Below are 12039 nucleotides of genomic sequence, written 5' to 3' on the forward strand. Positions count from 1 at the left end.
TTTTCATACATATGTGGCAATGCGTATTGACAGGCAACAAGAAAGTAATCATAATAAATATTAATTTATAATTATTATAAATAAGATGCGATATTACATATTAGGAGGAGATCATAGATGTATAAATCCGTTATTATTGGTACAGGACCTGCAGGCCTCACGGCTGCTATTTATTTGGCTCGCGCCAACCTCAGCCCACTAGTTATTGAAGGACCACAGCCAGGTGGACAGCTTACAACCACAACAGAGGTAGAGAACTTTCCCGGGTTTATAGATGGCATTCAAGGCCCTGAGTTGATGGACAATATGCGTAAGCAAGCAGAACGCTTCGGTGCGGAATTCCGTACGGGCTGGGTCAACAGCGTGGAATTTGGAGAGCGTCCTTTTAAGTTGAACGTTGAAGGCATGGGTGAAGTTGTTACCGAAACACTGGTTCTTTCGACTGGTGCTACTGCAAAATATTTGGGCATTCCAGGAGAACAGGATAACGTGGGCCGTGGTGTAAGTACATGCGCCACATGTGATGGTTTCTTTTTCCGCAACAAAGAGATCATTGTGGTCGGCGGAGGGGATTCCGCACTGGAAGAAGCGAACTTCCTGACCCGCTTTGCTTCCAAAGTAACGCTGGTTCACCGCCGTGATGAGCTGCGCGCCTCCAAAATCATGCAGGACCGCGCTCGTGCCAACGAAAAAATCGATTGGGCGCTTAATCGCACACCGCTTGAAGTCATTGCGGATGAGCAGGGCGTGAGAGGCATTAAGGTTCAGAATAACGAAACAGGTAAAGAAGAAGTTATTGAAGCCAGCGGCGTATTTGTGGCAATCGGCCATCATCCGAACACTAGCTTTCTGGGCGGTGCAATTACAACCGATTCAAACGGTTATATCGTCACTACACCAGGAACATCCGAGACGAATATTCCAGGCGTCTTTGCTTGCGGTGACGTGCAGGATACCCGCTATAGACAAGCGATTACAGCGGCAGGCAGCGGCTGTATGGCGGCAATGGACACAGAAAAGTACATTGAGAGCTTGGAACACAGCGCGATCGTGATGTAAACTGGTTGATATAGGCTGCATTATAAATATAAATACTATCAGAGGTGAAATCATTCATGGAAAACGTTATTGTCTATACATCAAACAACTGCCCTCACTGCAAGCAGGTAAAGAGCTTCCTGTCTGAGCAAGGGATTGCGTATGAAGAACGAAACATCGAAACGAATGACGAGTTTGCACAACAGGTATGGGATATGGGAATACGCGCTGTTCCGTTGACTATCATCGGCGAGCATCGCATTATGGGTATGAACAAGCTGCAATTTAACAAAGCGTTGGCACCGCAAACCGAAGCATAATAGGCGGCAGCTATACGCTTGAACATAATAAGGGCTCTTCCCGTTTGAGAGGGAAGAGCCCTTTTGTATTAAAGCTTTTGTTTCTCGCAGCAACCGAGTATCCCTAGGAGAGGACCGTAACCTGGCCTATTCCTGAAAGTTGATGTTTCTTGATTCCGTTATCGTTTTTTCGTAGTTTCTTTCCCGTCAGAAAAAGATCATCATGATCAGCTGAAAAATTGCATATACGGCGATTCCCGCAACGATCAGCAGCAGACCTGCTTTTTTCTTACCCTGAAAGAGACGCAGAATGGCCAGACTGAACAATGGCGCAATGACCAAGAGAAACAGCAGCACGGTTACAAACATCTGCGCCGAAATATCCGATGTATCGACATAAGTCATGAAACGTTCCTCTCCTATCTGTATCTTTCCTGTATGCATTCTGCATTTCATGGTGACATATATCACATATATGAAATTCATTATATAGTAAACTGACGTTTTTTACCTTAGTCACTTCTTAAAAAATGAGGCGAAATTACGTCAATTTACAGGCATTGACACACGTACAGGTCCGAGAAACTGCGAAACGGCAGAGTAAGCGGCTCCAATGACCGTAGAACGGCTGCCAAGCTCCGCAAAGTGAATCTCCATTTCTTCACGGTGGTAGGGCAGCGTTCGCTCGGAGACAACCTTCTGCATGGTGTCTCCAATCCAGTCACGTGCATCTGACAGAGGGCCGCCGATTACAACCGATTGCGGGTTGAACCCGTTGACCAGATTCGTGATACCCACGCCAAGATAGCGTCCCATTTCGGAAAAATGGTCAATCGTTTCCGCATGGCCTTGCTCAGCAAGCTTGACCAATTCGGAAGTCCGGCGTGAAGGCAGAGTAGATCTTGTTAGATCATAGGCTTTTTCCGAGGCGTACAGCTCCCAGCAGCCCCGGTTTCCGCATGAGCATTCCTTCCCGTCTGCTTCGATTGTCATATGTCCGGTTTCCCCGGCATATCCCCTAGCTCCTTTATACAATTCCCCATTGATGATGATGCCTGAACCGATACCGCTTCCGGCACTGATATACAGCAGATGCTTTGCATCGCGTCCCGCTCCGAAGCGAAGTTCTCCTTGGGCTCCGGCGTTAGCTTCATTGTCGATGGTGACCGGCACGCCGATTTCATTCTCAAGGAGCTGCTGAAGCGGAACCATTTCCCACCCGAGGTTTGGCGCAAAAAGAACCATGCCGTCACCGTCCACCATACCAGGCACACCTACTCCGACGCCAACGATACCGTAATGGGAATTAGGAGCGAGCTTCATCAATCCATTGATCATGTGAATCATCATATCTAGCACAGATGAGACATCGTGCTGTTCTAGCATACATTCTTCTTCTGCAAGAATCCGACCTTCAAGATCGGTTAGTACCGCCATCATCTGCTTGAGGCGAATTTCTACGCCCACAGCATAACCGGCTTCTCCGTTAAACAGCAGCATTCGCGGTTTTCGGCCGCCACTTGATTCGCCGGGTCCGATCTCCTGTACAAGATGATTATCGCACAGCTCCAGCACCAGATTGGATACGGTTGCTTTATTAAGTCCGGTTAGTTCCGAAACTTTGGCGCGGGAGAGGGGGGCATTGCGGATGATTGTATTCAGTATAATAGACGTATTTATTTTTTTAACCAGCGCTTGATCACCGGTGATATTTGTCATGGTAACCCATCCTTTAGAAGTTAAATCAATCGTAAGATATGCTCATAGTCTAGGCGGAAAAAACGAAAAATGTCAACACGTCAAGAATGGCTTTTGCAGATAAGAAGCGGTTGATGAGGGATGTGATAGGAAGCTGTCCAATCAACTTAGTTTAACCAATAGACAAAGTTATATCTGTGTGCTAGGATAGCATTGTAAGCGGTAACCACATATTAATCAGGAATAGGGAGGATTTATCTCATGGCCTATTTTAACAACATTAACAAGATCGAATATGAAGGAAGCAAATCAACGAATCCATATGCGTTTAAATTTTATAATCCGAATGAAGTTGTGGCCGGCAAAACAATGGAAGAGCATCTCCGTTTCGCCATGGCTTATTGGCATACATTAACTGCGGGTGGTTCTGATCCGTTCGGCGCGGACACTGCTGTTCGTCCTTGGGGTAAGTTTTCCGGTATGGATCTCGCTAAAGCTCGCGTTGAAGCCGGTTTTGAATTTATGGACAAACTGAATATGCCTTTCTTCTGCTTCCATGATGTAGATATTGCACCGGAAGGAAACAATCTACGTGAGTTCTACAGTAACATTGACACGATCGTAGACATGATTGAAGAGAACATGAAGTCCAGCGGTAAGAAGCTGCTGTGGAACACAGCTAATATGTTCACGAACCCGCGCTACATGCATGGTGCAGCTACAACCTGCAATGCTGATGTGTACGCACATGCCGCTGCACAGGTGAAGAAAGGTCTGGAAGTGGGCAAGCGCCTTGGAGCAGAGAACTATGTATTCTGGGGAGGCCGTGAAGGCTACGAGACACTGCTGAACACAGATATGGGTCTTGAGCTGGATAATCTCGCACGCCTGTTCAATATGGCAATCGACTATGCGAAAGAGATCGGCTTTGACGCCCAATTCCTGATTGAGCCTAAACCGAAAGAACCTACGAAACACCAATACGATTTTGATGCGGCTACTACGATTGCGTTCCTGCAAAAATACGGCCTCGACAAACATTTCAAACTGAACCTTGAGGCAAACCATGCAACCTTGGCCGGACACACATTTGAGCATGAGCTTCGTGTTGCCCGCCTGAACGGTATGCTCGGCTCGCTGGATGCGAACCAAGGCGACATGCTGATCGGCTGGGATACCGACGAGTTCCCGGTTAACATTTATGATGCAACATTGACATTGTATGAAGTGCTCATGAATGACGGCCTCGGTCGTGGTGGTGTAAACTTTGACGCTAAAGTACGCCGTCCTTCCTTCGAGCCTGAGGATCTGTTCCTGGCACATATCGCAGGTATGGACACTTATGCTAAAGGCCTCAAAGTGGCTGCCAAGCTGATCGAGGATCGTGTGTTCGAAGACTTCATCGCGAAACGCTACAGCAGCTTCACTGAAGGCATCGGAGCAGATGTTGTCTCCGGTAAAGCTACTCTGGCTTCCTTGGCCGAATATGCGCTGAACAACGAGAAACCACGAAAGAATGAATCTGGACGTCAAGAAATGCTTAAAGGCTTGCTCAACCAGTACATTCTTGCTGACTAAGTGATAACGGATAAATAAAAACTTCACCGGCTCCCGGAAGGGTGGCCGGTGAAGTTGTTTCACCCTAAGGTTTCAGCAGAGCCATGACCTGCTCCTGCTGCGGCCAACCTTGAGGAGGAATGATGATGAGTTATGTGATCGGAGTCGATCTTGGTACAAGTGCGGTAAAGACTGTACTTGTAGACCGTAGGGGCAAAGTGGTGGCGGAGCATTCGGAGTCATATCCGCTGAGCCAGCCCAAGCCGGGATATAGTGAGCAGCGGCCCGAGGATTGGGTCGAGAAGACCTTGTTGTCCTTGAAGCGGTTAATGGAAGAGACCGCTATCGAGCCGTCGGAGATTGAGGGATTGAGCTTTTCCGGCCAAATGCACGGCTTGGTGCTGATTGATGGAGAGGGGACTGTGCTTCGTCCGGCGATTTTGTGGAATGACACTCGAACGACAGCCCAATGCCGACGGATAGAGGAAACACTGCAGGACAAATTGCTTGGCATCGCCCGCAACCGTGCATTGGAAGGCTTTACTCTGCCGAAAATCCTGTGGGTTCAGGAGTTTGAGCAAGAGCTGCTGGATCAAGCGGCGCTGTTCCTGCTGCCGAAAGACTATGTGCGCTACCGGCTAACCGGGAAGTACGCCATGGATTATTCGGATGCGGCAGGCACGCTGCTGTTGGATGTAACAGGCAAAGATTGGAGCAGCGAGATATTGGATGCATTCCAGCTGCCACACTCGATTTGCCCGCCGCTGGTTGAATCGTTCGACCTGTGCGGTACGCTGCTGCCTGAAATTGCAGAACAGTCCGGCCTGCTGCCGGATACGAAGGTGTTTGCGGGCGGTGCTGACAATGCTTGTGGAGCGATTGGAGCAGGCATCCTTGCAGAAGGACAGACGATGTGCAGCGTAGGCACTTCCGGCGTGGTACTTTCCTACGAGGAACGTAAAGAGGTCGATTTTGAAGGGAAGATTCACTTTTTTAACCACAGTGAGAAAGATGCTTTCTACATTATGGGCGTTACGCTTTCAGCCGGATACAGCTTGGAGTGGTTCAAGAAGACGTTTGCTCCTAGTGTTTCCTTTGATGAATTGCTGGAAGGTATCAGCGACATTCCCGCGGGAAGTTGTGGCCTGCTGTTCACGCCGTATATCGTGGGCGAGCGCACTCCATATCCGGATGCCAATATCCGCGGTAGCTTTATCGGCATGGACGCGGGACACAAGCTCCCGCATTTTACGCGGGCCGTCCTTGAAGGGATTACGTTCTCATTGCGGGAGTCGATTGACATCCTGCGGGCATCCGGCAAAAAGATCGATACTGTCATCTCGATCGGCGGCGGAGCGAAGAACGAGAACTGGCTCCAAATGCAGGCAGATATTTTGGGCGCCGAGATTGTGAAGCTGGAAAGTGAGCAGGGGCCTGCAATGGGTGCTGCGATGCTGGCGGCTTACGGCTGCGGATGGTTCCCTAGTCTGCAGGCTTGTGCATCAGCATTTTTGCGTCCGGCGCAGAAATACGTACCGAACTCGGAGACTGTCGCGAGTTATGAGAAGCTGTTTGCGCTGTATCAAAGTGTGTATGGAGTAACTCGTCAGCTGAGCGGCCAATTGTCAGAATATCGTGGTTAATTAAATATCAAAGGCGCTGTTCCTACATAAGGGGCAGCGTTATTTTTTTGCATAGATTAAGATTTTTGGACAGGATAGGTCATCTTTTTATGGCAGGAGACATAAGAAATAGAGTGACATCCTATGAAATTCTTTAATTCACAAAAATTAAAGTGGGAAGGGGCGTAACCAGACTGCCCTTATAAATGTTCTACATTAGGAGAGTTGTTATGTCCTTGCTACACTGATCCTTCTTTTCAAGCCGTACACACCACTGTGTGTAAGAGTAAAGTATGGATCCAACCAAGTGAAGGGAGCGAAAGGATTGAAAAACAAGTCCAAAAGATCGGTTCAAATCAAATCTACCGTATGCGCCGTTACGGCCATGCTCTGTCTTGTTCAGCCTGTATGGGGGGAGGCAAGCACCGTGAGCGTTACCCCAGCTCAAGCCGCAGGAGATTTAGAAAACATGGCACAGGTAACGAATTCGGATATTCCGGATGGAGCCAAAATATCTTCCAAACAAGCGGAAGAAACCATCAAGAAATTGTTCCCGCTGCTGAAAAAAGCGAAAGTAACGAATGCCGAATTCAGTGAACAGAACATTGCAAGCTCCGGCATAAAAGTATGGGATATTCAGTTTTCTTATCAAAGAGGGAATACGAACACTGGTTTCAATGCTTCAGTAAATGCTGTAACGGGTGACATTGTTTCTGTCTATCTTCCACGCAATCTGCTGTTGATGGCTGGGGGAGAAACCGGGCCGGAGCTGAGCCGGGAAGAGGCTTCCCAAAAAGCACTGGAATGGATCAAGCAAAATATAAAAAGCGTTAATGTGAGCAACTTGACTGAAAATTCGCTCTACCTAGGCATGACGAAATCATTGTTTAGCCCGACAACATACGATTTTTATTACAATATGTCTATTGACGGCATACCGTCTGATGCGGATCAGATCAGCATGAGTGTAGATCAACAGGGGCGGGTGACTTCCTTCAACAGACAACAGTTCACAGCGAAAATACCATCTGCTAAAGCTAAAATATCAGCAAAAGAGGCACGAAAGCTATATGAGGAATCATTCACAGTAGAGCTTTCATACATCCCTACCTCGGTGAATGGCGCGCCTAAAGGTCCTTATTTTTTAGGGTATGTACCGAAGACTGAGTCTAGTCTCGTTATCGATGCCAATACAGGCAGCAAGCTGGACTATTCAGGAGAGTTGCTTAAACCGGATCAATTCAAACTTACGGAGATTACGGCAGGGTCAGATGTATTCAAGCCTTCTTCAAAGCCTTTAACCAATGGAAATGACGCGGTGAAATGGGTGGAATCCCATATTAATATTCCGAAGGGTTATAAGTCAGAATCCAAAAGGCTCGGTCAGCGTTGGAATGATAAGGAGTCGAAAGTCTGGAATATCAGTTGGAAAGGCTCCGACTCTCCTTATGGCGGGGACCAGATCATGGCGGAGGTCGATGCAACAACAGGAAAGATTTACTCCTATAATCATTATCCTTTCCGTAAAGGAATTGAAGTGAAGCAGAATAAACCTGCAGCTTCGAGCATTTCGAAGAACGAAGCGGAACAAATGGCATTTAACACAATCGCGAAGCTAGTTCCGAATGCGGCAAAGGAATGGAAGCTCACAAATGTTGTCGAGCCAGATAAAAATGAAGCATTCCAGAGTTATCAGTTCTCATTTAATCGTTATGCAGGCGGTATATCAATCTTGAACGAATCCATTTCAATTTCGATCGGAACAGAGGGCCTGCTTAGCCACTTCACCAATTACTCTTATGTAGATTTCTCTGATCTGCCGAACAGTAAACCGGTTGTTTCGGTAGAGCAAGCAAAGGCACAATTTTTAAAGGAAACGGATTTAAAGCTTAAGTTTGCTCAATATGGAGGTTATACGTCAGGTAATGAATCGGTTCAATTTACTACGAAGCTAGTGTATTCTCCGGTTCGGAAAGATAATATGGGCCAATATTATGGCATTGGGCTGCCTCTGGATGCAATAACAGGAAAATGGCATGAGATGGTACCGGCTGAGTATAGCAGCAAGGATATTATTCCGGCTAAGGATACAAAGGGTCACAAGTCTCAGACTGCCCTCGATAAAATGGTGCAGTATCGTGTGATGATTCCTGATGCAGATGGCAAGGTTCTACCGGATCAGGAAATCACGACAGGTGAATGGTACCAGTTCGTTGCCAGAGCTCTAAATCCATCAATTGATCAGTATTACGAGGATAGTTCGGAACCATATGGCACTTTGCTACCAGCAAGTCCTTACTACAAGGCAATACAGACTTTGATTCCCCAGAGTTGGCTCCCGTATGAACCGGCAGTTACCTTTAGTGTGGATCAGAAGTTAACCCGGGATGAACTGGCTTTAATGCTTACCCAAATGTTGAAGTATGAGAAGTTAGGGCTTTCCTTTACCAAGAATGACGAGATTCCGGGAGTCAGTGATTCGTCTTCGGTTATGAACCGGGGAGCTGCAATCATCTCGATGAAATTAGGCTTACTTCCGGCTGTTGACGGAAAGTTTATGCCGGGACGGGTAGTAACACGTGCAGAGGCGGCTGAAGTACTTTTGCGTTTATCCGAAATGGTTGGTAAAAGCGACTCGTTTCTGAATGAGTATATGATGTGGTAAAAGCGGTTAGTAGGGTAGTTGCAACACCATCGCTATCGTGTTTCGTGCTTGGTCGACAAAACTAGAATCCTCAGACCCTGGGTTATTATGATACAATAAATATGCAAACGAATGTGGAAGACGAAGGGCGGGTGTACCCATGAAACGAAAACGGTCGACATTTGTGAAACTGCTGTTGGTTGGGACTTTGGCGGTAACTGTAGCTGCCGTTCCTGAACCGGTTGAAGTCAGCAATGTATATGCCAATTCCGATAAAGCGGTTGTAAAGTCTGTTAGCGAGATCCAGCAGAAGCTGCTTTCAGCTATGAACAGCAGGGAGTCAACCGTTCGTTTTGTGTATCAGGGCCAGACCGAGTCGCTCAAGACGCAGCTTAAGGAGGCGCTGGATCAAGCGATGGACAGCGATCCTTATATTCACTATACAATAGCCAGTTATAGCTATGATTACCGGGGAACTTCAAGCTCGGCCGATGTGACAGTACGGCTTACCTATCGGGAAACCGGAAGTCAAACCGAGTATGTCAACAAACGGGTCAAGAGTGTACTGGGTTCCATCATGAAGTCTGGTATGAATGATCACGAGAAGGTCAAGGCTATTAATGACTGGGTTGTACTGAATCTGAAGTATGACACGACACTTGAAAAGTACACGGCTTATGACGGGTTAAGTACAGGAAGCACGGTTTGTCAGGGATACTCGCTATTAACACATAAGCTGCTGAAAGAGGCGGGGATCCAAAATAAAATCGTGGAAGGAACCGCTTATCCTGAGGGTAATCCACAGGGTCAGCTGCATGCATGGAATCTGGTTCTTCTAGATGGTAAATGGTATCATCTGGACACGACGTGGAACGATCCTGTACCTGACCGGGACGGTGCCGTATCCTATACCTACTACCTCCGGAGTGATGTCCAGATGAGAAAAGATCATACATGGACGAAGTCTTACCCGGCGGCGAATACGACTTACCGCAGCACCCTTAAAACGCTGGCCGCTCAAAAGTCAGCAAAATCCAGTGTTTATCGGACGCTGATGAATGAGCTGGAGTACCATTTGTACGAGAGTAACGCGGTTGTGCGTACATACCTTGACTTGAACTCCAAAGTAAAAGCCGCAAAGCAGTCTGGAAAGAAAGAGCTTGTGTTCCGATTTGGCGGCAAGGAAAATGATCTGCTAAAGGTACTACAGGATCTGCAGCGCAAAGCGGGTGTCGGGGCTATCCGTTATTACCATAATCTTTTTGAAGATACGAACGATTTGAAGGTTCACATTTCATGGTAAATCAAAACAGCTTCTTCCCAAAAGGAAGAAGCTGTTTTTTTGCTTATTACAAATGCTTATTGGATATTCGTGCTGAGGTCGCAATCCTGCAGCGGAACGATTTTGCTTTTCTTTACCAGACGGTAGCCGAACCAGATCGCAAGGAACAGCGGAATGCTGAAATAGGTTGCAAAAATCGTATACCAGTCTGTTTCGCCACCGAAGTTCCCCTGGCCGATGATGGCCACAAGACAGAGCAGGAAGGCGAAGATCGGTCCGAACGGGAACCAGCGGGCACGGAAAGGCAAATCCTTGAGATCCCGGCCCTGCGCCTCATAAGCTTTTCGGAAGCGGTAATGGCTGACCGCAATGGCAAGCCAGTTAATGAAGCCGCACATACCAGAGGCGTTCAGCAGCCAGATGTACACGACGCCATCACCGAAAAAGGAAGCGAGGAAGGCGAGTATACCGACAGATGAGGTCACAATAAGAGCTGCTATGGGAACGCCGCGGCTGTTCAGACGGCTCAGCCATTTTGGTGCCATTCCCTGTTTTGCCATCGCATAGAGCACGCGGGTAGAGGCATACATGCCGGAGTTTCCTGCGGATAGAACGGAACTCAAGATAACAGCGTTCATCACGGAAGCGGCAAAGGCCAGGCCGGCTTTTTCAAACACGAGCGTAAATGGACTGACACCGATATCACCCACGCCCGATTGCAGCAAGCTTGGATGCGTGTACGGTATAAGCAAGCCAATGACGAGAATAGCAAAAATGTAAAAGATCAAAATGCGCCAGAATACTTGACGGATGGCACGCGGCACGTTTTGTCGCGGGTTTTCGCTCTCTCCGGCGGCAACACCGATGAGCTCGGTTCCCTGAAAAGAGAATCCTGCGGCCATGAAGACGCCGACGAGGGCAAAGAAGCCACCGTGCATCGAGCCACCGTCCATATTGAAGTTGGAAAATCCGACTGCCTCTCCGCCGAGAATCCCGAAAATCATCATGACGCCAACGATCAGGAAGATAATGACGGTGACAACTTTGATAATAGAAAACCAATATTCCGATTCGCCGTAACCTTTAGCCGACAACGCATTCAGACCGAACATGATGCCGAGGAATAACAAGCTCCACAGGAAAGATGGGCTGTCCGGGAACCAGAACTTAATAATTACTGTTGCGGCAGCAAGCTCTGCGGCAATGGTGACTGCCCAGTTGTACCAGAAATTCCAGCCGACCGCAAAACCGAATGCCGGGCTGACAAAACGGGTCGCATACGTACTGAAGGACCCGGAATCGGGAAGATAGGTGGCCAGCTCGCCGAGACTGGTCATCAGGAAATAAACCATTAGCCCGACAGCGGAATAAGCGAGCAATGCGCCACCCGGTCCGGCGGCAGCAATTGCGCCGCCGCTGGCGAGGAACAGGCCGGTTCCGATGGAACCGCCCAGCGCGATCATGGTCATGTGACGGGCTTTAAAACTGGGTTTGAGTGAGGTCGCTGGTGCTTTCTTGCGTCTCATGGTGAAACACTCCTTCTTTCAATAAATATGATCTATAAACACGTTCATGGATAAATGCAAAAGGGCCGCAGTGTACACTGCGGCCCTGAATATAACCGCATCATACCTCCATTAAGATAGCACAACACGGGAAGCGTAAGGATTGGCTCCCGTGACAGTTCCGTCCCTTTCGGGATCGGACCCAGCAGACGGTGTAAGAGCACAGCCGTCCACTTCGGCGAAAATGCCTTTCAAGCGTGCGTCATAGGTGACTCTTCACCTCGGCACGTTTACTAATCACATTCGCAACCTCTACCTCATCTAGGAATGATGAGGCTATCTTTATTTTGTTTAAGCGAGTCTAAGTATATAGATTCTTCACGATACAAGCAAT

General features: G+C 48.0%; 9 protein-coding genes and 1 riboswitch. Of the genes, 6 read left to right on the forward strand and 3 right to left on the reverse strand.

Going from position 1 to position 12039, the window contains the following annotated elements; genetic code table 11:
• Nucleotides 1-117: 117 nt before the first annotated feature.
• Complete coding sequence (trxB, locus tag B9N86_RS03190; RefSeq protein ID WP_208917739.1) at nt 118-1059, forward strand: thioredoxin-disulfide reductase; 942 nt, start codon at nt 118-120, stop codon at nt 1057-1059.
• 56 nt (nt 1060-1115) lie between these two features.
• Nucleotides 1116-1358: a glutaredoxin family protein gene (locus B9N86_RS03195; protein WP_208917740.1), complete on the forward strand. Its 243-nt coding sequence runs from the start codon at nt 1116-1118 to the stop codon at nt 1356-1358.
• Between the two features lie 186 nt (nt 1359-1544).
• Here B9N86_RS03195 and B9N86_RS03200 read toward each other — a convergent pair whose 3' ends face one another.
• The gene (locus B9N86_RS03200) at nt 1545-1742 is read right to left on the reverse strand and encodes a hypothetical protein (protein WP_208917741.1); all 198 of its coding nucleotides are present in this window, start codon (nt 1740-1742) and stop codon (nt 1545-1547) included.
• A 141-nt stretch (nt 1743-1883) separates the two neighbouring features.
• Nucleotides 1884-3056: an ROK family protein gene (locus B9N86_RS03205; protein ID WP_208917742.1), complete on the reverse strand. Its 1173-nt coding sequence runs from the start codon at nt 3054-3056 to the stop codon at nt 1884-1886.
• A 240-nt stretch (nt 3057-3296) separates the two neighbouring features.
• Between B9N86_RS03205 and xylA the strand changes: the two genes are divergently transcribed.
• The 4 genes from xylA to B9N86_RS03225 all read left to right on the forward strand — a co-directional run bounded on the left by xylA (nt 3297) and on the right by B9N86_RS03225 (nt 10161).
• The gene (xylA, locus tag B9N86_RS03210) at nt 3297-4613 is read left to right on the forward strand and encodes a xylose isomerase (protein WP_208917743.1); all 1317 of its coding nucleotides are present in this window, start codon (nt 3297-3299) and stop codon (nt 4611-4613) included.
• A gap of 125 nt (nt 4614-4738) precedes the next feature.
• Nucleotides 4739-6235 carry a xylulokinase gene (gene xylB / locus B9N86_RS03215; RefSeq protein ID WP_208920064.1) on the forward strand — a complete coding sequence of 499 codons (1497 nt, stop codon included), beginning with the start codon at nt 4739-4741 and terminating at the stop codon, nt 6233-6235.
• 304 nt (nt 6236-6539) lie between these two features.
• The gene (locus tag B9N86_RS03220) at nt 6540-8879 is read left to right on the forward strand and encodes a YcdB/YcdC domain-containing protein (RefSeq protein ID WP_208917744.1); all 2340 of its coding nucleotides are present in this window, start codon (nt 6540-6542) and stop codon (nt 8877-8879) included.
• Nucleotides 8880-9018: 139 nt separating this feature from the next.
• On the forward strand, nt 9019-10161 hold the full coding sequence (locus B9N86_RS03225) for a transglutaminase domain-containing protein (RefSeq protein WP_208917745.1): 1143 nt from the start codon (nt 9019-9021) through the stop codon (nt 10159-10161).
• A 56-nt stretch (nt 10162-10217) separates the two neighbouring features.
• Here B9N86_RS03225 and B9N86_RS03230 read toward each other — a convergent pair whose 3' ends face one another.
• Nucleotides 10218-11666, reverse strand: coding sequence for an amino acid permease (locus B9N86_RS03230; protein ID WP_208917746.1), 1449 nt, complete (start codon nt 11664-11666; stop codon nt 10218-10220).
• 109 nt (nt 11667-11775) lie between these two features.
• Nucleotides 11776-11968: riboswitch (Lysine riboswitch) on the reverse strand.
• Nucleotides 11969-12039 lie beyond the last annotated feature (71 nt).

The organism is Paenibacillus uliginis N3/975, assembly GCF_900177425.1.
Taxonomy (GTDB): domain Bacteria; phylum Bacillota; class Bacilli; order Paenibacillales; family Paenibacillaceae; genus Paenibacillus_AQ; species Paenibacillus_AQ uliginis.